This is a genomic window from Pseudomonas sp. efr-133-TYG-5 (assembly GCF_030209175.1).
Classification (GTDB): Bacteria; Pseudomonadota; Gammaproteobacteria; order Pseudomonadales; family Pseudomonadaceae; genus Aquipseudomonas.
Map to the genome: position 1 here is coordinate 98,122 of NZ_JARVSM010000005.1, position 20,952 is coordinate 119,073.

The window sequence follows — 20,952 nt, forward strand, 5'->3', positions numbered from 1 at the left end:
TCTAATCCGAGGGGAAACACCATGGGATTCAATTGCGGCATCGTCGGCCTGCCTAACGTCGGCAAGTCCACCCTGTTCAACGCCCTGACCAAATCCGGGATCGCGGCCGAGAACTTCCCCTTCTGCACCATCGAGCCGAACAGCGGTATCGTGCCGATGCCGGATCCGCGTCTGGACGCCCTGGCTGCCATCGTCAACCCGAAGCGCATCCTGCCGACCACCATGGAATTCGTCGACATCGCCGGCCTCGTGGCCGGTGCTTCGAAAGGTGAAGGCCTGGGCAACAAGTTCCTGGCCAACATCCGCGAAACCGACGCGATCGCCCACGTCGTGCGCTGCTTCGAAGACGACAACGTGATCCACGTGTCGAACAGCGTCGACCCGAAACGCGACATCGAAATCATCGACCTGGAACTGATCTTCGCCGACCTCGACAGCTGCGAGAAGCAACTGCAGAAAGTCGCGCGCAACGCCAAGGGCGGTGACAAGGACGCCGTGGTTCAGAAGGCGCTGCTGGAGCAACTGATCGCGCATTTCACCGAGGCCAAGCCTGCGCGCAGCCTGATGAAGAACATGAGCGCCGACGAGAAAGCGGTGATCAAGGGCTTCCACCTGCTGACCACCAAGCCGGTCATGTACATCGCCAACGTCGCTGAAGACGGTTTCGACAACAACCCGCACCTGGACGTGGTCAAGGCCATCGCCGAAGAAGAAGGCGCCATGGTCGTTCCGGTGTGCAACAAGATCGAAGCGGAAATCGCCGAGCTCGACGATGGCGAAGAAAAGGACATGTTCCTCGAGGCCCTGGGCCTGGAAGAGCCGGGCCTGAACCGCGTAATCCGCGCCGGCTACGAAATGCTCCACCTGCAGACCTACTTCACCGCCGGTGTCGAAGAAGTCCGCGCCTGGACCGTCCGCGTCGGTGCCACCGCACCACAGGCCGCTGGCGTGATTCACACCGACTTCGAGAAAGGCTTCATCCGCGCCGAAGTCATCGCCTACAACGACTTCATCCAGTACAAGGGTGAAGCCGGTGCCAAGGAAGCCGGCAAATGGCGCCTGGAAGGCAAGGACTACATCGTCAAGGACGGCGACGTGATGCACTTCCGCTTCAACGTCTAAGCGCCACGCCCAAGAAAAAGCCGCGTTTGCTACGCGGCTTTTTTTGCCTGAAATTTACCGCTGAACCTATTTGCCCTATTGGAGCGAGCCTGCTCGCGAAGAGGCAGTGCCAGGCACATCTCTGTGGATACCACACCGCATTCGCGAGCAGGCTCGCTCCCACAGTTGGAAATGGTGTGGGGTCAGGCCTTTCTGGTCCGCGGCAGGAAGATCGCCAACACCCCGAACAACGGCAGGAACGAGCACAGGAAGTACACGTACTCGATGCCATGCACGTCGGCCAGATGCCCGAGCAGCGCCGCACCGATCCCGCCAAACCCGAACATCAGGCCGAAGAACACCCCGGCGATCATCCCGACGTTGCCCGGCACCAGTTCCTGCGCGTACACCACGATCGCCGAAAACGCCGAGGCGAGAATGAAGCCGATCACCACGCTGAGCACGGTGGTCCAGAACAGGTCGACGTGCGGCATCAACAGGGTGAACGGGGCCACGCCGAGGATCGAGAACCAGATCACCGCCTTACGCCCGATCTTGTCGCCAATCGGCCCGCCGAAGAACGCCCCCGCCGCCACGGCGCCGAGAAACAGGAACAGGTGCAACTGCGAGCTGGCCACCGACAGGTCGAATTTCTCGATCAGGTAGAAGGTGAAGTAACTGGTGAGGCTGGCCATGTAGAAATACTTGGAGAACACCAGCAACCCGAGCACCACCAACGCGCTGACCACCCTGCCCTTCGACAGGCCATGCGTCGCCGCCTGACCCTGTTTCAGCTTGAACAGGCTGAGGTGATTGGCGTACCAGCGGCTGATGCGGTACAGCACGAACAGCGCAAAAACCGCGAACAGACCGAACCAGGCGACGTTGCCTTGGCCGAAAGGGATGATGATCGCCGCTGCCAGCAACGGGCCGAACGCCGATCCGGCGTTGCCACCGACCTGGAACGTCGATTGCGCCAGGCCAAAACGCCCACCGGAAGCCAGCCGGGCGATACGAGAAGCTTCAGGGTGGAAGGTCGAGGAGCCAATGCCGATCAGCGCCGCCGCCAGCAAGATAAGAGGGAAACTGCCAACCATCGACATCATCACAATGCCGACAAGCGTGCACACGGAACCTGCCGGCAACAGCCACGGTTTCGGGTGGCGGTCGGTGTGAAAACCGACCCACGGCTGCAACAGCGAAGCGGTCAACTGGAAGGTCAGGGTAATCAGGCCGACCTGGGTAAAGCTCAATCCGTAATTGGCCTTGAGCATCGGATAAATCGATGGCAGCACCGACTGAATCAGGTCGTTGATCAAATGCGCCAGCGCCACCGCGCCGATGATGCGCATCACCAGTGGACTGCTTTGGGGAGGAGCGGCCGCCGCGGCAGCGGCGGTCTGAACGTTGCTGATAGCCATGAAAGTTTCCGTACAGCAGATGGGTGCACGCAGGCAGGTGCGTCAATGTGCCATTTTTCGGTGCGTCGACGCCATCCCCTTAGCCAGCTAACGAACGAGTTGTTCATCGGCGCGCAGTGATAGCGCAACGCCATGGTCTGAATCTTGCCTTGCTTCTCCGCTTGAACGCGGCCCCCTTACAAAGGGGATCGAGAATGGGAAGTTTCGCTACAGAGCCGGCCTACCGAGCGGGCAAGAGTGAACTTTCGAGGCCTTTTAGCAGGGCACGACATCAACGTCGACCGACCGCGATGCACGCCAATGGTGCGTAGTGTCCAGAGGAGTCATGAGGCATGCAGGCTTTCTTATCACCGGGGATCAAATTGCTCGGGCGGTTTGGCTTCGCGCGTAAATTCCAGTTGTTGTTCCTGCTGTTCATCCTGCCGCTGGCCGGCAGCCTGCTGATGATCGGCCAGGACTATCGCGACAAACTCAACCTGATCGCCGGCGAACGGGCCGGCGTGCGCCAGTTGCTCGCCCTGGATGCACTGGACAACCTGCTCGCCGCCCAGCGCGACCGCGCCGCGCGCTGGCGCGCTACCGAAACCAACCGTCAGCCGACGCCGGCCACCCTCGCGGCGATGGCGGCCTTCGACGCCGTGCAGCCGGCCGTCGCGCAAGCCACGCAAGACCTGGGCAAGGCCCTGCAGGCCGAGGGCGCAGAAGACGCCACCCTGAGCCGCTATCAGGCCCTGCAGACCGCGCTCGGCGGGCTCGATTCGAAAAGCCTGAGCGGGATCGGCTGGTGGCCGGACGGCTATGACCGCTTCACCAACGCCCTCAGCGCCCTGCAAGCGTTGCGCGAACAGATCGCCATGGACAATCGGCTGATCCTTGCGCCGTGGCTGGACACCTACCTGCTGACGCAGATTTCCACCCAGCACGCACCGGACCTGATCGAACGGGTCGGGCGTCTCGCCGCCGTCGGCCAGGCATCCGTGGTATCGGGTCAGTTCACCCTGCAAAGCCGCCTGCAACTGCGCGACCTGCGCAGCCGCATCGGCGATGCCCGCGAACAACTGGTGAAAACCGCCGGCCTGCTGGAAGCGCGCCTGCCTGCCGCACTGCAAGGCTGGGCCGGGCAGTACCACGACAGCCTGAAACAGCTGGACAGCGGCCTCAAGGTCCTCGATGACGGGGTGTTCGCGGGCAGCATCACGCTCAAGCCGGAAGATTTCGAGCGCAGTCTCGACGGCCTGCTCGGCAATCTGGCGACACTTCGTCAGCAATCCCTGGTGTCGCTGGATCAGCGCCTGGACGACTACCACCGCTCGGCGATTCGCCAGTTCATCGTGGTCGCCGCGGTCTTCGGTTGCCTGCTGCTGGCGGCGCTCTATCTGTTCACCTGCCTGCAGGCCTCGATCCGCCGCAGCGCCAGCGGCATCACCGTACTTGCCGAAGCGTTGCGCGATGGCAACCTGAGCCTGCAAGTGCCGGTGGTGGGCCGGGATGAACTGGCCTCGATCAGCACCGCGCTCAATGTCGCCGTGGTGCAATTGCGCACCAGCCTGCTCGGGGTCGACCATGAAACGTCGCAGCTGAGCAGCGCGGTGCGCAGCCTCAACGATCACTCCAGCGGCGCGCTCAGTGAAGTCGAGGCGCAGCAGTTGCAGATCAGTCAGATCGCCGCAGCCGCCACGCAACTGGCGGCCACCTCGCAAGGCGTGGCGCAGAGCTGCGAACAGGCCTCCGGCAGTGCCCAGCACACCCGGCGCATCGCCGCCGACAGCAGTCGCGACAGCCAGCGCACCACGGCGAGCATTCAACAACTCAACCAGCGTCTGAATGAAACCGCCGCGGCGCTGGGCCGGGTCAGCGAGCAGGGGCAGCAGATTCAACTGGTGGTCGACACCATTCGCGGCGTCGCCGAGCAGACCAACCTGCTGGCGCTCAACGCCGCGATCGAAGCGGCGCGCGCCGGCGAGCAGGGACGCGGTTTTGCCGTGGTGGCCGACGAAGTCCGCAGCCTGTCGCAACGTACCCAGTCGTCCACCGCGCAGATCGCCGGCACCGTCGACAGCCTGCGCGCCACGGTCGACGAAGCGGTGAGCCTGATGGAGGCCGCGTGCGGCCAGGCGCAATCGGATGCCGAGGCGGTCACCGGGCTGGGCGAGCGTCTGGGTGAAATTGCCAGTGCGGTGCAGAGCGTCACCGATACCCTGGCGCAGATCGCCACGGCCGTCGAGGAACAGGCGAGCACGGCCGATGAAGTCAGCGGCAATATCCAGCAGGTCGATCAGGCGGCAGTGCGCTTGCTCGAAGGTGCCCGCGCAGTGAACCTGGCGGCCGACACCTTGAGCCAGGGCAGCCACGCCCTGAGCGCCAATACCGGCAGATTCCAGCTGCGTTGATACCCCGCCCGGGCCCGATTTTCCGGGCCTGCGGTTAAGCGGTTGAAAATAAGAAGAAATATTTTGGATTTACGCTTGACGCTTCTGCATTACAGGTGAATAATGCGCGCCACTTGGCTACATAGCTCAGTTGGTTAGAGCATAGCATTCATAATGCTGGGGTCCGGGGTTCAAGTCCCTGTGTAGCCACCAAGTACTAAAAACGGCTTACCGAAAGGTAGGCCGTTTTTTTATGCCCCGAGAAAAGTGCCGACCGTTGCCACGGTCGGCGGGCCGTCGATCAATCCCCTTCCCCGGCCAATGCCGCCAGGCCTCTGGCCCAGATCTGCCGGGTGCGCAGGCCGACCATCGCGCGCCAGTCCGGATCGGCAGGATAGAACTGCTCGAGCAACTGCGACTTGATCTCGCGCCCGCAGGCGTCCAAGGGATCGCCGTGCAGGTGCAGCCAGTGATCGTCGCGCAGGTGTCGATGCACCTGCGGCCCCGGATAGGTGCCGCACTCGATGACGAAGGGCATCACCTGCACGCCCGGCAGCGCATCGAGCAACGCCTGCGAGGTGTAGCCGGTGGCCGTCGCTGCAACCCCGGTTTCACTCACAGCGTCGGCGCCGGTGTGCAAGGTGTAGAGCCATGGGCCGTAGATCGATTGCGCCTGCGCCAACGCCGGATAAGGCGCCTCGGTGATGGTCAGCAACATCGGATGGCCATACTCCCCGGCGCCGGTGTGCAGATCGAAACACATCACGCTTTCAGCGCCTGCCAGGTGCTGCGCGATGATCCGCTGCAGCGTGCGATTCGACCAGCTCGGTGCGACACCCCCATAGAACAGCCCATCGGGATGGCGGTGCTGGCCACCCTCGACGATGGCCATCACCGCCGGCCAGCCGTGTTCGGCAATCTGCTCCTCGAGCAATGCATCGGCGCGCTGCCGGCCGGCGCCGTGCAACGTGCAGCAGGCGTAGATTTCATGCAGTGCGGCGTAGGCGCGGTTGTCCGGCAGCGGGCGGGAGAAATCCAGGTGATTGCGATTGAGGTCGATGTTGTCTTCGTTGACCCGCCGTAACCACGCGGTGCCCCACGGATTGATCAGGTGAATCATCACCACGGCAACGTCGTCGGGCAACGCGCCCGGGACGAACGCCTCGAGCCAGTCGATCTGACAGTCCGAGCCGTAGTAGCCCTCCACGCCGTGCGTGCCGCTGAGTGCCACCAGACGCCGTTTCGCCTGCGGGTTGCCCAACACCGCGACGTCGGTGCTCAACGCCTCGCCAAACGGCCCGCAGCGCGGATGCGCGTAAGAAGTGAGCTGGGCCCCGGCGGCGCTGGCGGCGGCCAGAAACCGCTCGCGTTGCTGACGGTAACTGGAATGGCTTGGAAACTCGCTGTGCATGGCGGCCTCTTGTCGATTGTTCTGGCTTCACATTGATCCCCGACCCTACAGAAAATCCGTCAAGGCATGAAGGACAACCGTACCGGCGGTTTGCGTCGTACCCGGTCGGTCGATACAGTCCGTCAGACTTTTATCCCACGGACGGAGAGCCCGCGTGTTTTCAGCCCTGCCCCTCAGCCGCTTGCGCCGGCCTGCGTTGACGCTGCTCGTCAGCGCCCTGACCCTCACGGCATGCCATGCGCCCTCCTCCTCGACTCTGCCGCTGGCACCGGAAGCCGCTTCGGGCTATCGCACCGACCTGCACACCCGCTACGCCAACAAGCACATGGCGGCGGCCGCGAACCCGCTGGCGGCCGAGGCCGGTCGCGAGATGCTGCGCCAGGGCGGTTCGGCGATCGATGCGGCGATTGCCATGCAAGCGGTGTTGACGCTGGTCGAGCCGCAATCCTCCGGGATCGGTGGCGGTGCGATGATCGTCCTGTGGGACGGCAAACAGGTGCGCACTTACGACGGTCGTGAAACCGCCCCGGCCGGGGCGACCGAGCAGTTGTTCCTGCAGGCCGATGGCCAACCGATGCCGTTTCCCCAGGCGCAGATCGGCGGGCGCTCGGTCGGCACACCGGGGGTGATGCGCGCCCTGGAACTGGCGCACCAACAGCACGGCCGGCTGCCCTGGGCAACACTGTTCGAACCGGCGATCAAGCTCGCCGAGCAAGGCTTTGCGATCTCGCCGCGCCTGCATTCGCTGCTCGCCGCCGATCCGGTCGTGCGGCAGTCGCCGGAGATGGCCGCGTACTTTCTCAACGCCGACGGCAGCGTCAAAGCGGTGGGCACCCGCCTGCGGAATCCAGCGCTGGCCGCCGTCCTCAAGCGCATCGCCCACGAAGGCGCCGATGTTCTGTACCAAGGCCCGATTGCCGCAGAGATCGTCGCCAAGGTGCAGGGTCACGCCAATCCCGGCAGCTTGTCGCTGAACGACTTGCAGCACTATCAGGCCAAGGAACGCGCGCCGCTGTGCAGCGATTACAAACGCTGGCAGGTCTGCGGCATGCCGCCACCGTCGTCGGGCGGGATTGCCGTGGCGCAGATTCTCGGCACGCTGCAGGCCCTCGAAGGCCGCGACCCGCGCCTGGCGCTGGCGTCACTGAAACCACGCAAGACCGATAAGCCCGCCGGCCTCGAACCGGCGCCGCAAGCGGTGCACCTGATCGCCGAAGCCGAACGCCTGGCCTACGCCGACCGCGCGCAATACGTCGCCGACACAGACTTCGTGCCGGTGCCGGTCAAAGGTCTGCTCGATCCGGGTTATCTGGCCAGCCGCGCCAGCCTGATCGGCGAACGCAGCATGGGCAGCGCCCCACCGGGCACGCCACCGGGCGTACAGGTCGCCTACGCGCCGGATCGCTCGCCGCTGCGCCTCTCCACCTCACAAGTGGTGGCGGTGGATGACGCGGGCGGCGCGGTATCGATGACCACCACCATCGAAGCGGCATTCGGCTCGCACCTGATGGTGCAGGGCTTTTTGCTCAACAACCAGATGACCGACTTCTCGTTCATCCCCGAAGAGAACGGGCAGAAGGTCGCCAACCGCGTCGAACCCGGCAAACGCCCGCGATCATCGATGGCACCGACGCTGATCTTCGATCGCGCCAGCGGCGAGTTCATCGCGGCCATCGGTTCGCCCGGCGGCTCACAGATCATCGAGTACGTCGCCAAAACCGCCATCGGCCAGCTCGACTGGAACCTCGATCCGCAAAGCGCCATCAGCCTGCCCAACTTCGGCAGCCGCAACGGCCCGACCGAACTGGAGCAAGGCCAGTTCACCCCGGCGCTGATCCAGGCTTTGAAGGACCAGGGCCACACCGTGAGTGAAATCGACATGACCAGCGGCACCCAGGCCATCGTTCGGGCCAAGGACGCACAAGGTAAGGCGTCCCTGGCCGGCGGCGCGGATCCACGCCGCGAAGGGGAAGCGCTGGGGGATTGAGGCTTACCAGGCGAAACGCAAAGGCTTACCGCGAGGCAGGCCTTTTTTGCCGCTATCCGCGCTGACCGCTACAGCAGCCTTCACTCCTGCGCCTCAACGCTCCCAGCAAGCGGCGCGACACGCACCAGCAGATCGCCAGGCTGGCAGTCCAGGTAGGCGCAGATCGCGTCGAGCGTCGCCAGGCGCAGGCCCTTGACCTTGCCCTGTTTCAACAGCGACAGGTTTGCTTCGGTGATGCCGATGGCCGCTGCCAGGTCCTTGGACTTGACCTTGCGCAGCGCCAGCATCACGTCCAGCTGGATGACAATTGGCATGACTACCTCAAATGAAAGTACGGTTCTCGCGATCCACTTCACTGGCCTGTGCGAGGATTCGTGCGATGACCGCGATACAAGCGGCCAGGAACAGCGCGACAAAAGACGCTGCGGTGATGCTCACGGTGACCAGCCGCTCACCGACCGGCGCCTGCTGCGTGAGCCACAGGCTGAGCAGCGGCTCGCAGAGGAAATCCAGCAACACCCAGAGCGCCACCGCGCGCCCGACCTTGCCGAGGAGAACAGCGGTGTCCCGGGCAAAATATTCACCCTGCGCATAACGCTGGAACAACCGCCGCAAATGATCCAGGCCCGCCGCCAGCGCCAGCAGGGGGATGCTCGACAGGACGATGCCGCCGAGCGTCTGCCACCACGCAAAGTGCGCAGCGGCATCGGCGATGTGCGAGAGCTGGCGCTCGGTCAGCGCAAACCCCAGGCCCCAGCCGTCCGGCCTGGCCAACTCCGGGTACAGCCACAGCAGGGCGTTGAGCAACAGCATGACGATCATCAGCGACAAGGTAACGGTCGCCATCCGCCGACTGAATCTGGCAAGCACATTGGAACTCATGGGACAGCCTCACAGTAATGAATGTGAGCGCCACCCTAGCGAATAAAATTATCGAATAACAATAATTAATTGCTGCAAGACATTAACCGATCACGCCTGCAGCGTTTTACCGTCGACCGGATCGCCAATGCGCAGAAAGTGCCCGCCCGCGACATGGTGCAGGGTGCGCAGGCCGTCATGCCCGTCGAAATGCCAGCGCCCTTCGCTGAACACACGCTCATCGGCGTGGGCGGCAATGACCTCGGCGAGAAACAGATCGTACTCAGCGTGATTGCGCGGCTCCGGCAACAGGCGGCATTCGAGCCAGGCCACGCAGCCGTCGAGCAGCGGCGCCTCGACGCGCTCGCCGGCGAACGTCTGCAGCCCGTAGGCCTGAAACTTGTCGCGGCCCTGATCGCGGTTGATGTCCAGCCCCGACGTCGTGCCGACTGTCTGCACGATGTCGGCCTGGTTGACGCACGGCACATTGAGGACGAAGGTGCCCGCGGCTTCGAGCAGTTGTCGGGTCCAGGTGGATTTGTCGAGCACCACGGCGACTTTCGGTGGTTCGAAATCCAGCGGCATCGCCCACGCGGCGGCCATGATGTTGCGCTGGCCGGCATGGGCGGCGCTGACCAGCACGGTCGGTCCGTGGTTGAGCAGACGGTAGGCTTTGTTCAGGGGAACCGGGCGGCGGAAGGCTGCGCTCATGGGGATCTGCTCCGGGAAAAAAGAACAGATTGTAGCGGCAGTCAGCCCGCACACGCAGAACCTGTGGCAGCACGGCACGCTCCCACAGGACCTCGATGCCGCTTAGCTGGACAGCTGATTGGCGAACTGCCCGACCGCATTCACGACTTTCTGCGCACCGTCCTGGATCTCGACGATCACCGTGCCCGCCTCCGCTGCCAGCGCCAGCCCTTGCTCGGCCTGGAGCTTGCCGTCGGTCATCAGGGCCACGGCGTTGCGCGCCATGTCCTGGTTCTGCCGCACCACGCCAACGATCTCGTCAGTCGCCTGGCTGGTGCGCGAAGCCAGCTGCCGCACTTCGTCGGCCACCACCGCAAATCCCCGGCCCTGCTCGCCGGCACGGGCCGCTTCGATCGCGGCGTTAAGCGCCAGCAGATTGGTCTGCTCGGCGATGCCGCTGATGGTCTTGACGATGCTGCCGATCACCAGCGACTGCTCGTTCAGTGCCTCGATGCCTTCACCGGCGGTCTGCATGTGCCGCGACAGATCGCGCATCACATTGACGGCCTCGGTCACCACGGTTGTGCCGCGCTGGGCCGTGCTGTCGGTTTGCAGCGAGGTGCTGTAGGCGATGTTGGCGGCTTCGGCGACGGCTTGCTCCTGGTTGACCTGATCGGTGATCACCGTGGCGAACTTCACCACCTTGTAGAGCTTTTCGTTGGCGTCGAGCACCGGGTTGTAGGACGCCTCCAGCCAGACTGTACGACCATGGCTGTCGACCCGCTTGAAACGGTCGGCGACGAACTCGCCGTTGTTCAGGCGACGCCAGAATTGCTGGTACTCGGCGCTGTTGTACTCCTCCGGCAGACAGAACAGGCGGTGATGCTTGCCCTTGATCTGCGCCAGGCTGTAACCCATGCCGTTGAGGAACCGCTCGTTGGCGTTGAGCACCGTGCCGTTGAGGTCGAACTCGATCACCGCGGTGGAACGCACCAGCGCGCCGATCAGGTTTTCGTGCTCGCGGGAGGCTTCGATGGTGCGGGTCAGGTCACTGGAAAAAATCGAGAAATGTTTGATCCGGCCGTCCGAAGAACGCACCGGCTGCACGATCGAACGCAGCCACGCTTCCTCGCCATTGCCCCGCGAAAGGCGCACGGCGCCGGCGAAATGCTCGCCACGGGTCAGCGCAGCCTTGAAGCGGTGATGAAACTCGTCGGACTTCACATGGGCCGGCACGATGTCTTCGATGGCGCGGCCGATCAGGTCCTGGCTCTTGTAGAGCATCTCGCTGAGGAAGTTCTGGTTGACCGACTGGATCCGGCCGTCCGGCTCGAGGTTCAGCACCAGCATTTCGCTTTCCAGACTCTCCTTCACTTGCAGAAGGCTGGAGAGTTCTTCACGAAGAGCCGCCAGCTCTTGCTTCAGGCGTTTATTGAACATGGGAAAGCACCGATGGAGAGGTAGAAAGCGGTATGCAGCCTAGCCATCGGCCTTGGAAAACTTTTCTGAAGAGTGTCTGAGCGTTGTCCTACAAAAATAGTTCGGCCCGCTGAATTCAGGCGGTTCCGGCCGCCTGACAGGGTCCCGGACGCGGCAGCCGCGAGCCGAAATACGCCGCGCTGGCGATCCCCACCACGCCCATCGCCGCACAGAACATCACGCAGATCCACGGACTCCACGGCATCAGACCAATCAGCAACAGCGGGGTGATACTCGCCCACGCGGCGTAGGCAATGTTGTAGGTGAAGGAAATGCCCGAGACGCGAATCCGCGCCGGGAACAGACCGACCATCACCGAGGGCACCGCACCGACCACGCCACAGGCCAGCCCCGCAACGGCGTAGGCCGCGCCAATCCATGGCGCGCCGGCGATGAGGCAGGCGTAGAGCAGGCCGATCCCCAGCGGCAGCAGCAGGCTGTACAGCATGACCGTGCGCCAGGCGCCGATCCGATCGACCAGCAGGCCGGCAAGCACGCAGCCGATATTCAGGAAGACGATGCCCTGGGCGCTCAGGGCAAAGGTGTGGCTGGCCGTCATGCCGAAGGTTTTCTGCATCATCGTCGGGGTGATGACCACGAACACCACCACCGCCGACGTCAGCACGCAGGTCAGGAGCATGGCCGGCAGCATCGCCAGGCGATGCTCGCGCAACACCGTGCGCAGCGGCAGTTCGACCCGCGCGTCACGCTGCGCCTGCAGGGCCATGAACACCGGGGTCTCGCTCAACCAGCGGCGCAGGTAGACCCCGACGACGCCAAACACCCCGCCGAGCAGGAACGGGTAGCGCCAGGCGTAATCGAGAATTTGCGCCGGGCTGAAAACCTGCGCCAGGCAGGTCGCGGTAAGCGCGCCGATCAGGTAGCCGAAGGTCAGCCCGGCCTGCAGAAAGCCCAGCGCATAGCCGCGACGGCCGGCGGGCGCGTGCTCGGCAACGAATACCCAGGCGCTCGGCACTTCGCCGCCCACCGCGGCGCCCTGAAGGATACGCAGGGCCAACAGCAGCAAGGGGGCGAAATAACCGATCTGGGCATACGTCGGCATGATCCCGATCAGCAGGCACGGCAGCGCCATCATCAGGATGCTCAGGCTGAAGACTTTCTTGCGCCCCAGCCGATCGGCGAAGTGCGCCATCAGGATTCCGCCCAGCGGCCGCGCCAGGTAGCCGGTGACGAAAATTCCGAAGCTCTGCAGCAGGCGCAGCCACTCGGGCATTTGCGGCGGGAAGAACAACTGGCTGAGGGTCAGGGCGAAGAAGACGAAAATGATGAAGTCGTAGATTTCCAGGGCGCCGCCAAGGGCAGCGAGGCCCAGCGTCTTGTAGTCGGAACGGCTGAACGGCGCCGGGCGGGCGGTGGAACGGGCGGTCATGGCAAAGAACTCTGGCAGGCAAAAAACCAAGGCGACCATGGTCTACGCAAATGCAGCGACGGACAACCCGTTAGACCATAGTCACGGTTTCGCAAAAGCCGAGTACAAATCGGTGTCGCCTGATTTACTGTTGGCGTCTGTCCAGAGGGGACAGCCCCAACCGTGCGAGAGCGAGCCGACGCGGTGCTCCACGCCATGTCCGATTTGTCGGTTTTGGGCCGCGTCCCCCGAAGACCACAACAAACATAAAAATCCGAGGTACTCCCGTGGCCGTTGATATCGAAGATAGCCGCTCTGCGCGCTTTGCCTTGCGCTGTTCAAGTTTTGCCGAACGCTGGTTCCCCGACTCCTGGGTATTCGCCGCACTGGCGGTGATCATCGTGGCGCTGGCCACCCTGGCCATGGGCGCCAAACCGACCGACGCGGCCATGGCCTTCGGTGACGGCTTCTGGAGCCTGATCCCGTTCACCATGCAAATGGCCTTCGTGGTGATCGGCGGCTATGTGGTCGCCAGTTCGCCGCCCGCCGTGAAGCTCATCGACCGTTTGGCACGCATCCCGAACAACGGCCGCTCCGCGGTCGCCTGGGTGGCGCTGATTTCGATGGTCGCCTCGCTGCTCAACTGGGGCCTGTCGCTGGTGTTCGGCGGCCTGCTGGTGCGCGCCCTCGCCCGCCGCGCCGACCTGAAAATGGACTATCGCGCCGCCGGTGCCGCTGCCTACCTGGGCCTCGGTGCGGTGTGGGCGCTGGGGCTGTCGTCGTCCGCCGCGCAGCTGCAGGCCAACCCCGCCAGCCTGCCACCGTCGATTCTGGCGATCACCGGGGTGATTCCCTTCACCCAGACGATTTTTCTCTGGCAATCGGGGTTGATGCTGCTGGCACTGATCGTGATTTCGCTGATCGTAGCCTACGCCACGGCACCGGGACCGAACTCGGCGCGCGATGCCCAGGCCTGCGGCATCGACCCAAGCTTCAACCTGCCGCCGCTGCAGCCGCGCACCCGCCCCGGCGAATGGCTGGAACACAGTCCGCTGCTGATCATTCTGCTGGTGTTGCTGGCGGCCGGATGGCTTTTCCACGAGTTCTCGACCAAACCGGCGATCACCGCGATTTCCGGGCTCAACACCTATAACTTCCTGTTCATCATGGTCGGCGCACTGCTGCACTGGCGTCCGCGCAGTTTCCTCGACGCCGTGTCCCGCGCCGTCCCGACCACCACCGGCGTGCTGATCCAGTTCCCGCTGTACGGCTCGATCGCCGCGCTGATGACCACGGTCAAGGGCACCGACGCGCAGACCCTGGCCCATCACATCTCGACCTTTTTCGTCAGCATCGCCTCGCATGACACCTACGCGCTGCTGATGGGCGTGTACTCGGCGATTCTCGGCTTCTTCATCCCGTCCGGCGGCGGCAAGTGGATCATCGAAGCGCCGTATGTGATGCAGGTCGCCAACGATCTCAACTACCACCTGGGCTGGGCGGTGCAGATCTACAACGCCGCCGAAGCGTTGCCGAACCTGATCAACCCGTTCTACATGCTGCCACTGCTCGGCGTACTCGGGCTGAAGGCGCGCGACCTGATCGGTTTCTCGTTCGTGCAGTTGCTGGTGCACACGCCACTGGTGCTGCTGTTGCTGTGGGCGTTGGGGGCGACACTGGCGTATACGCCACCGGTGATGCCGTAAGCCGGCGTCCGTACACCGAGCGAGTCGGTCCGCAGCAGCGGCGGGCTCGCTCCTTCTTTCATGAGGTGTCGGCGTCAAAGCGTCACCCCTCTGTCACATTGCCTTGCTAGCGTCCGCCCGAAACATATTGAAACATTTGCGCAAAACGGGCTGAGACATGAGCGACGAAACCAACGACAGCGGCACCCCTTCTGCTGAATCCGACTCCCCTGCCGACACCAGTCGCCGACGCTTCCTCGGTGGCGTGGCGGTGCTCGGCGTGGGCGCAACGCTGGCTGGATGTGGCAACGCCAGCCACCCACCAGGCAAACCGGCCGACCGCCCACTGACCCCGACCGAGCTGGACAAGGCCCTGCGTGACCAGGTGAAAACCGTGGTGGTGATCTACGCCGAGAACCGCAGCTTCAACAACCTGTTCGGTGATTTCCCGGGTGTCGAGAAGCCGCTGTCAGCCCTCAAGCCTGCCGATTACCAGCAGCGCGATCGCGACGGCAGCGTGTTGCAGACCCTGCCGCCCGTCTGGGGCGGCGTGTTGCAGGTCGGCCCGCAAACCCTCGATGGCGTGACCTACGCCAGTGGCGTGCAGTTTCAGGAAAACCTGCCCAACGCACCTTTTGCACTGAAGGGGCCGAATGCCGAGGACTTGCCGTTCGGCCTGGTGACCCGCGACCTGTGGCACGTGTTCTACCAGAACCAGATGCAGATCAATGGCGGCAAGAACGACGGTTTTGTCGCCTGGGCCGATTCCGGCGGCCTGACCATGGGCCACTATGCGCAAAGCCGTTACGCGTTGCGCCTGTGGGATGTGGCGCAGGAATTCGTCTTGTGCGACAACTTCTTTCAGGGTGCCTTCGGCGGTTCGTTTCTCAACCACCAGTACCTGGTCAGCGCCACTGCGCCGTTCTATCCGGACGCGGCGAACTCGGTGGCCAAATCACAGATCGCCGCTCTGCAAAGCGCTGACCCGGCCGACCCGCGCCTCAAGCCGCTGGACACTTCGCCGGCCAGCGCCATGACCGGCCCGCCACAATTCGGCCCGAGTGCGCTGACGCCGGACGGCTTCGGCGTGAATACACTCGCCCCGCCCTACTGGCCGACCTGGATTCGTGACCCGCAGCGTCCGGCGTATGCCAAAGCCGATCTGCCGAATGTCATGGTGCCGCAGACCCACGAACACATCGGCGACAAGCTGAGCAAGAAAAATATCGACTGGGCCTGGTACGCCGGTGGCTGGCAGGCGACGCTGGACCAGTACAAGGATTCCGCCGGCATCCCGAAGATTCCCAACTTTCAGTACCACCACCAACCTTTCAACTACTTCCAGCAACAGGGCCCCGACCACCCTGATGAACGCCGCCGGCGCCTGCGCGATGCCGGCCTGGGCGATGAGTCGAGCAGCAACCGATTTTTCGCCGACGCGCAGGCAGGCAAGTTGCCGGCGGTGACGTTCTACAAGCCGCAAGGCAACCTCAACATGCACGCCGGATACGCTGACGTGGCCTCCGGCGACCGCCACATCGTCCGCGCGCTGAAGGTGCTGCGCGAGAGTCCGCAATGGCAGAACATGGTGGTCATCGTCACCGTCGACGAGAACGGCGGCTGGTGGGATCACGTCGCCCCGCCCAAGGGCGATCGCTGGGGGCCGGGTTCGCGGGTACCGGCGCTGGTGGTGTCGCCGTTCGCCCGCAAAGGCACGGTGGACCACACGGTCTACGACACGGCGTCGATCCTGCGCCTGATCACCCGGGTGTTCGGCCTGGAAACGCTCGACGGCCTCAAGCAACGGGATGACGCGATGCGCGCACGGGGCCAGAAACCCATGGGCGACCTGACCAATGCCCTGCATCTGCAGGCCTGAAGCCAAGTCCTGCGGCGCGCTTGAAAAAACTGCGCCGCAGCGCTTTTCTGCGTCACGCGGCTGATCCAATATGGCGCGCATCCCATCCACGGGACCACGCTGAAAAGGATCTGAGCATGTTCAAACTCGCCGGACTCACCCTCGCTGCGCTTACCCTGAGCGCTGCCGCCCACGCCGATGTCGACCTGAAGCTGGGCAGTACCGAACGCGTCACCCGCCTGTTCGCTTATCCCAACAACTGCAGCGTGATCTGCTTCCGCAACTGGACGCTGGAACAGACCGTCACGCATTACCTGACCCAGAGTGTGCAGCGCGACGGCTACAAAGACGCCAAAGTGCTGGTGAAGACCGACAACGATCAGCTCTACGCCGAAATCAGTGGCGTCCCGCAAGGCTACGACAAACCGCTGACAGCATTGCTCGACGCCGGCGACCTGGCCTACAGCGGCGCCAGCAAGCTCAACGCCGACGGCAAATGGGCCTACAGCTGGTATCTGTTCCTGCCGCTCGGCATGGCCCTGGAAAACCGCAAGAGCGTCGAACTGCTGCACTTCCCGCCCGACTACTCGCTGACCCAGGCCCAGGATTACCTGCGCTCGAACACCACCGACCGCTGGGCCGCGCTGCTGACCGACAACGGTATCCCGGCCGAGCAGACACCCGCCTTCCAGACCATCGTCGACATTGCCCCGATTGCCGCCCCGGCCAGCGCCGGCAGCGACCTGGAAGGCGTCTATGACTACTTCAAGGACTACCAGACCAGCATGGTCAAGCAGGTCAGCCAGAGTGCCGGCGGCGCGGCGTTGCCGATGGTGGCGTTCGGCGCGCCGGTGCGTAACTGGATCAAGCAGCAGTACGGGCCGACGGTGAACGTGCTGGGCCTGGCAACCATCAGCCCGAGCCAGGGCGTTACCGTGCCGGTACTGGGCTCCAACCATCCGAGTTACATCTGGTATGCCGCCGACCCCAAGAGCTACACCGGCGCTGATGCCCAGGCCAAGGCCGATGCCGCCGGCCTGAAAGTCATGGGCCAGGACTTGAGCGCCGCCTGCTGGCAGGCGACGATGGGCAGCAAGCCCGGCAGCGACGCGAAAACCACACTCGACAGCTGCACCCAGACCTGGCAAGTGACGCAGAAGGTCAAGACCTGCGAGCTGTTCTACACCTCGATCCGCAACCTCAGCGCCGAACAGGCCGCCGCCCAGTGCAGCAGCGCGCCGATCAAGACTCAGCTGCAACAGCTCAAGAGTCCAATGCCGGCCATGGCGGTTCCCGCGCCGCACCTGTAAGCCACGCCGGAGCCTTTCCGTGTCAGCCCTGGCTGACGCGGAAAAGCGTCTTTATCGCCTGTCAGATCTGACAGTAGACCGGCTGTTTCAGATGCTTGACTATTGGATCCAATCACGTGTTGCAGGGCTGAACGGATTTCAGCTTGGGGAAGTCGCAGCACCTGTCTGACAAGGAACGTTATGAATACGCACGTGTTCCGCCATCGCCCGCCGCGCGACACGGAGGGGATCTATCCATTCGCCGGGCTGCCGGTGCGTCTCGGCTTCCCTGCCCGGGCCGACTTCCAGATCATCCACGATGCCCAGGGCATCGCCTGCGCGGTGGTGGCGCGACGCGAATTCCTGCGCATCAGCCGCATGTGCCGGGTGTCCGGGCAACTGCTGCCGTATCGTTGCCGACAGACCCGGCAACTGCAGGTCGGCATCCACATCTACGATCCACGCTTTTGCGGCCTGCTCGAACACTCGTGCAATCCGAACGTGTTTCTCGACATGAGCGAACTGTGGCTGTGGGCGTTGCAGGACATCCACAGCGGCGAACACCTGAGCATGGATTACGCCGCCACCGAAGACAAACTGCTGCGCCAGTTTGCCTGCGGCTGCGGTTCTTCCGTGTGTCGCGGCTGGATCACCGGGTATGACGAGACACCCAACCTCGAAGGCCAGCGCTTTCTGCAGGGCTGGCACCGCCACAGTCCGCGCTGAGTGGCGGGTTACGGGGCGCCGACCGGACGCAGGCGATACTGCGGCGGCAATTGCTCGAAACCGCTGATGGTGGTGTTCAGGCTTTTCCAGCGACCGTCCTTGATGCCATAGATGCAGCCGTGGATCGACAGGCTCTGCCCGCGATGCCAAGCGTTCTGGATGATGCTGGTGTGCGCGACGTTGGCCACTTGCTGGATCACGTTGAGCTCGCAGAGGCGGTCGACCTGCTCTTCTTCGGTCGGCAGCTTGGCGAGTTCTTCGCGCTTTTCGTAATACAGGTCGCGGATCGACCGCAGCCAGCCATCGATCAGGCCGAACTGGCGATCCTGCATCGACGCCCGTACACCGCCGCAACCGTAGTGACCGGTGACCAGGATGTGTTTGACCTTGAGCACGTCCACCGCGTACTGGATCACCGACAGGCAATTGAGGTCGGTGTGCAGCACGACGTTGGCGACGTTACGGTGCACGAACAGATCGCCCGGCAACATGCCGACGATTTCGTTGGCCGGCACGCGGGCGTCGGAGCAACCGATCCACAGATATTCCGGGGTTTGCTGGCGAGCCAGTTTGGCGAAGAAATCCGGGTCTTCCTTGGTGATCGCGTCAGCCCAACGTTCGTTGTTATCAATCAGGTCTTGTAAGTCATGCATGCTATTAAGGCCTCAAGAAAGATGCGCTGGTATGACAGACGACCGCCCGTCGGGGTCACGCTAGCAGCGCAGGTGTTTTCTTTGGAATTCTCGTGTGTCCGGTGAGTCCACCTAGTAAGGCCCACAGTATGAGGATTTGCCATGACTGAATCACGACGCCCCTACGATGCGGTGCAACCGGAACCGATCGATGATAACGAAGACCGCATGGGCTCGGTGCATGAACTGGATTTCGACGACGAACAGCCCAGCGCCAAGATCGGCGATGAATTGCCGGAGCGCGAGCGCGAACAACTGATGCCCCGCGAGCGGGTGCGCGAGGCGGGCTTCACCGGCGCATCCACGGCCGACCATGAACCGACCGACGATGACCTCAGCCCGGAAACCCTGATTCATGAAGACGGCGCCCGCGATGCCCGGGAGGCCGGTGAAGGCAATCAGGCCGACTGGGACTTGAGCATCGTCGACGAGGATGACATCGGCGGCGGCAACGGCCTGGATGAGGCGGAGCTGGCGCGGCGCGATCCGCTGGATGGCAATCGCTAGTTTCAGTCCCCCGCAGGTTGCGATCCTTTGATCCTGCTGTTAACCAAGGATTGCAGCCTGCGACAGCGCCTGCAGGTATTCAGTCGACCAGCGTGCAGGCCATGACCACCGCGTCTTCGCGCCCACCGACCGCCGGATAGTAATCCCGGCGCCGACCGATTTCATTGAAACCGTAACGCTCATACAGACGGAACGCCGCCGTGTTGCTGTCGCGCACTTCGAGGAAGCACTCGCGGGCATTGGCCGCATAGGCGCGGGACATCAGGTGTTCCAGTAGGGTCAGGCCGAGACCGCGGCCCTGGTTTTCCGGCTTGACCGTGATGTTCAGCAGATGCGCCTCGTCGAGAATGATCTGCACCACCCCGTGGCCGACCTGCTGCTGACCTTCGAACATCAGCCAGATCTGATATTTGCCCAGGCCATCGAGAAAGATCCCGCGCGTCCACGGGTGACTGTACGCGGCGAATTCAATCTTCAGTACAGCGTCCAGGTCCGCCTCGGTCATCGGGCGGAACGATACAGCGTCACTCATGCGATTCTTTCCAGCGCGCCATCAGCCGACGCATGGCTTGCCACACAGCGGCCTTGCGCTGGGGCTCTTCCATCAACAATTCCAGCCCCGGCACGGCCCACGCCGAACCCAGGCCTTCGATCTGCAATTCACGATTGAACGCTTCGGCATCCGCCTCACCGGCAAACCGCACCGCCGGCAGGCCGATCAGCCACAGACAGGCACAAGGCGCCGCCTCTATCTGCACCGCCAGGAACCCCTGGACGAAGTCGCGCGCCGCTTCCGGGCCCTGGTCCATGGTGCCGCGCACCAGCAACGGCCAGCGCACCGGCTCGCCGACGATCTGCGGCGCGTCCGGCAGGCCGGCGGCACGCAGCATGTCCTTGAGCAGCAGGTAGGCCGGATCGCGACTCTGGAACGCTTCGCCTGTGGGTAACTCGACCAGCAGCAGGCAGCGACCGGCACGCAGCAGTTGCAGGGCAAAACGCGGCGGTGGCACCGGCGCAGGCTTGACCACCGGCGGCGCCTCCTCGACGTCCTCCGGCGGTTTGGCGCCGTTGCGGGTGCTCGCCAGGGACGGCCGCGGCACGTCGATCTTCGGCCGTTCGGCCACGCGCGCGGCAGGCTGCGCAGGTGCCTCGGCCGGTGGCGCAGCCGTCACGACCGCTGCCGGCACCTCGGGCTCGGGCGCGGGCATGTCCAGCAGCTCGGGCCGCGACGGCGCGGCAAAGGGCAATTCGGTGCGCGGCAGCCAGTTGACCACCTGCATGGCGTTCAAATAGGCGCGGCGGCGGGACTCGATAAGCAAGGGTCGGCCACTTGTGGATAACTGAAGTGCGCTGATTCTACCGCCCTTCGCTCAAGATCGCTTGCTGTTGATCGATAGTCTTGAACGACGCTGCACAGCCAAAGAAATACGACAGCCCGTCCCGAGAGTGAATCGCATCCTGCGCGATGCAGTACAATCGCGGCTTTTAATCGCCAACCAGCCGGCCA

At 63.8% G+C, this 20,952-nt stretch carries 18 protein-coding genes, 1 tRNA gene and 1 pseudogene; 9 read left to right on the top strand and 11 right to left on the bottom strand.

Going from position 1 to position 20,952, the window contains the following annotated elements; translation table 11 throughout:
* Nucleotides 1-21 precede the first annotated feature (21 nt).
* Nucleotides 22-1,122 (top strand): redox-regulated ATPase YchF, encoded by a 1,101-nt coding sequence (ychF, locus tag QRN70_RS18935; protein ID WP_285419447.1) that lies wholly within the window; start codon nucleotides 22-24, stop codon nucleotides 1,120-1,122.
* Between the two features lie 182 nt (nucleotides 1,123-1,304).
* On the opposite strand, the gene QRN70_RS18940 is transcribed toward ychF, so the two are convergent.
* Nucleotides 1,305-2,522 carry an MFS transporter gene (locus QRN70_RS18940; RefSeq protein WP_285419448.1) on the bottom strand — a complete coding sequence of 406 codons (1,218 nt, stop codon included), beginning with the start codon at nucleotides 2,520-2,522 and terminating at the stop codon, nucleotides 1,305-1,307.
* 332 nt (nucleotides 2,523-2,854) lie between these two features.
* Here QRN70_RS18940 and QRN70_RS18945 point away from each other — a divergent pair, with 332 nt between their 5' ends.
* A complete protein-coding gene (locus QRN70_RS18945) occupies nucleotides 2,855-4,912 on the top strand; it encodes a methyl-accepting chemotaxis protein (protein WP_285419449.1) in 2,058 nt (685 codons plus the stop codon).
* Nucleotides 4,913-5,027: 115 nt separating this feature from the next.
* Nucleotides 5,028-5,104 (top strand) — tRNA-Met (locus QRN70_RS18950).
* Nucleotides 5,105-5,192: 88 nt separating this feature from the next.
* Here the strand turns inward: QRN70_RS18950 and QRN70_RS18955 are convergent.
* Nucleotides 5,193-6,302, bottom strand: a complete 1,110-nt coding sequence (locus QRN70_RS18955) for a DUF2817 domain-containing protein (protein WP_285419450.1) — start codon at nucleotides 6,300-6,302, stop codon at nucleotides 5,193-5,195.
* A 154-nt stretch (nucleotides 6,303-6,456) separates the two neighbouring features.
* On the opposite strand from QRN70_RS18955, the gene ggt reads away from it, so the two are divergent.
* Nucleotides 6,457-8,289: a gamma-glutamyltransferase gene (gene ggt / locus QRN70_RS18960; protein ID WP_285419451.1), complete on the top strand. Its 1,833-nt coding sequence runs from the start codon at nucleotides 6,457-6,459 to the stop codon at nucleotides 8,287-8,289.
* Between the two features lie 80 nt (nucleotides 8,290-8,369).
* Here the strand turns inward: ggt and QRN70_RS18965 are convergent, their stop codons facing one another.
* From QRN70_RS18965 to QRN70_RS18985, 6 genes and pseudogenes are all read right to left on the bottom strand, one after another.
* The gene (locus QRN70_RS18965; RefSeq protein ID WP_285419452.1) at nucleotides 8,370-8,603 is read right to left on the bottom strand and encodes a helix-turn-helix domain-containing protein; all 234 of its coding nucleotides are present in this window, start codon (nucleotides 8,601-8,603) and stop codon (nucleotides 8,370-8,372) included.
* A 7-nt stretch (nucleotides 8,604-8,610) separates the two neighbouring features.
* Entirely contained in the window at nucleotides 8,611-9,171 is a 561-nt protein-coding gene (locus QRN70_RS18970) for a DUF2975 domain-containing protein (RefSeq protein WP_285419453.1), read from the bottom strand.
* Between the two features lie 90 nt (nucleotides 9,172-9,261).
* Nucleotides 9,262-9,861: a flavin reductase family protein gene (locus QRN70_RS18975; RefSeq protein ID WP_285419454.1), complete on the bottom strand. Its 600-nt coding sequence runs from the start codon at nucleotides 9,859-9,861 to the stop codon at nucleotides 9,262-9,264.
* A 102-nt stretch (nucleotides 9,862-9,963) separates the two neighbouring features.
* Entirely contained in the window at nucleotides 9,964-10,395 is a 432-nt protein-coding gene (locus QRN70_RS27825; protein WP_502941622.1) for a methyl-accepting chemotaxis protein, read from the bottom strand.
* Between the two features lie 156 nt (nucleotides 10,396-10,551).
* A pseudogene (locus tag QRN70_RS27830) lies at nucleotides 10,552-11,280 on the bottom strand (PAS domain-containing protein); the annotation flags it as partial.
* A gap of 115 nt (nucleotides 11,281-11,395) precedes the next feature.
* Nucleotides 11,396-12,709 carry an MFS transporter gene (locus QRN70_RS18985; RefSeq protein WP_285419456.1) on the bottom strand — a complete coding sequence of 438 codons (1,314 nt, stop codon included), beginning with the start codon at nucleotides 12,707-12,709 and terminating at the stop codon, nucleotides 11,396-11,398.
* 266 nt (nucleotides 12,710-12,975) lie between these two features.
* Here QRN70_RS18985 and QRN70_RS18990 point away from each other — a divergent pair, with 266 nt between their 5' ends.
* The 4 genes from QRN70_RS18990 to QRN70_RS19005 all read left to right on the top strand — a co-directional run bounded on the left by QRN70_RS18990 (nucleotide 12,976) and on the right by QRN70_RS19005 (nucleotide 18,246).
* Nucleotides 12,976-14,394, top strand: a complete 1,419-nt coding sequence (locus QRN70_RS18990; protein ID WP_285419457.1) for a short-chain fatty acid transporter — start codon at nucleotides 12,976-12,978, stop codon at nucleotides 14,392-14,394.
* Nucleotides 14,395-14,551: 157 nt separating this feature from the next.
* Complete coding sequence (locus QRN70_RS18995; RefSeq protein WP_285419458.1) at nucleotides 14,552-16,252, top strand: acid phosphatase; 1,701 nt, start codon at nucleotides 14,552-14,554, stop codon at nucleotides 16,250-16,252.
* Between the two features lie 116 nt (nucleotides 16,253-16,368).
* Nucleotides 16,369-17,541 (top strand): hypothetical protein, encoded by a 1,173-nt coding sequence (locus QRN70_RS19000; protein ID WP_285419459.1) that lies wholly within the window; start codon nucleotides 16,369-16,371, stop codon nucleotides 17,539-17,541.
* Nucleotides 17,542-17,721: 180 nt separating this feature from the next.
* Entirely contained in the window at nucleotides 17,722-18,246 is a 525-nt protein-coding gene (locus QRN70_RS19005; protein WP_285419460.1) for an SET domain-containing protein-lysine N-methyltransferase, read from the top strand.
* Between the two features lie 8 nt (nucleotides 18,247-18,254).
* On the opposite strand, the gene can is transcribed toward QRN70_RS19005, so the two are convergent.
* Complete coding sequence (gene can, locus QRN70_RS19010) at nucleotides 18,255-18,899, bottom strand: carbonate dehydratase (protein ID WP_007951756.1); 645 nt, start codon at nucleotides 18,897-18,899, stop codon at nucleotides 18,255-18,257.
* A gap of 141 nt (nucleotides 18,900-19,040) precedes the next feature.
* On the opposite strand from can, the gene QRN70_RS19015 reads away from it, so the two are divergent.
* The gene (locus QRN70_RS19015) at nucleotides 19,041-19,445 is read left to right on the top strand and encodes a serine kinase/phosphatase (protein ID WP_285419461.1); all 405 of its coding nucleotides are present in this window, start codon (nucleotides 19,041-19,043) and stop codon (nucleotides 19,443-19,445) included.
* A 79-nt stretch (nucleotides 19,446-19,524) separates the two neighbouring features.
* On the opposite strand, the gene rimI is transcribed toward QRN70_RS19015, so the two are convergent.
* Both rimI and QRN70_RS19025 read right to left on the bottom strand, forming a co-directional pair.
* Nucleotides 19,525-19,977, bottom strand: coding sequence for a ribosomal protein S18-alanine N-acetyltransferase (rimI, locus tag QRN70_RS19020; RefSeq protein WP_285419462.1), 453 nt, complete (start codon nucleotides 19,975-19,977; stop codon nucleotides 19,525-19,527).
* Nucleotides 19,970-20,725, bottom strand: a complete 756-nt coding sequence (locus QRN70_RS19025) for an energy transducer TonB (protein WP_285419473.1) — start codon at nucleotides 20,723-20,725, stop codon at nucleotides 19,970-19,972. The genes rimI and QRN70_RS19025 overlap by 8 nt, the downstream gene beginning before the upstream one ends.
* Nucleotides 20,726-20,952 lie beyond the last annotated feature (227 nt).

Bases quoted from the DNA above. Each gene is read 5' to 3' on its own strand.
- ychF (WP_285419447.1), top strand. From the start codon at position 22: ATGGGATTCAATTGCGGCATCGTCGGCCTGCCTAACGTCGGCAAGTCC.
- QRN70_RS18940 (WP_285419448.1), bottom strand. From the start codon at position 2,522: ATGGCTATCAGCAACGTTCAGACCGCCGCTGCCGCGGCGGCCGCTCCT.
- QRN70_RS18945 (WP_285419449.1), top strand. From the start codon at position 2,855: ATGCAGGCTTTCTTATCACCGGGGATCAAATTGCTCGGGCGGTTTGGC.
- QRN70_RS18955 (WP_285419450.1), bottom strand. From the start codon at position 6,302: ATGCACAGCGAGTTTCCAAGCCATTCCAGTTACCGTCAGCAACGCGAG.
- QRN70_RS18965 (WP_285419452.1), bottom strand. From the start codon at position 8,603: ATGCCAATTGTCATCCAGCTGGACGTGATGCTGGCGCTGCGCAAGGTC.
- QRN70_RS18970 (WP_285419453.1), bottom strand. From the start codon at position 9,171: ATGAGTTCCAATGTGCTTGCCAGATTCAGTCGGCGGATGGCGACCGTT.
- QRN70_RS18975 (WP_285419454.1), bottom strand. From the start codon at position 9,861: ATGAGCGCAGCCTTCCGCCGCCCGGTTCCCCTGAACAAAGCCTACCGT.
- QRN70_RS27825 (WP_502941622.1), bottom strand. From the start codon at position 10,395: ATGCGCGATCTGTCGCGGCACATGCAGACCGCCGGTGAAGGCATCGAG.
- QRN70_RS18985 (WP_285419456.1), bottom strand. From the start codon at position 12,709: ATGACCGCCCGTTCCACCGCCCGCCCGGCGCCGTTCAGCCGTTCCGAC.
- QRN70_RS18995 (WP_285419458.1), top strand. From the start codon at position 14,552: ATGAGCGACGAAACCAACGACAGCGGCACCCCTTCTGCTGAATCCGAC.
- QRN70_RS19000 (WP_285419459.1), top strand. From the start codon at position 16,369: ATGTTCAAACTCGCCGGACTCACCCTCGCTGCGCTTACCCTGAGCGCT.
- QRN70_RS19005 (WP_285419460.1), top strand. From the start codon at position 17,722: ATGAATACGCACGTGTTCCGCCATCGCCCGCCGCGCGACACGGAGGGG.
- can (WP_007951756.1), bottom strand. From the start codon at position 18,899: ATGCATGACTTACAAGACCTGATTGATAACAACGAACGTTGGGCTGAC.
- QRN70_RS19015 (WP_285419461.1), top strand. From the start codon at position 19,041: ATGACTGAATCACGACGCCCCTACGATGCGGTGCAACCGGAACCGATC.
- rimI (WP_285419462.1), bottom strand. From the start codon at position 19,977: ATGAGTGACGCTGTATCGTTCCGCCCGATGACCGAGGCGGACCTGGAC.
- QRN70_RS19025 (WP_285419473.1), bottom strand. From the start codon at position 20,725: ATGCAGGTGGTCAACTGGCTGCCGCGCACCGAATTGCCCTTTGCCGCG.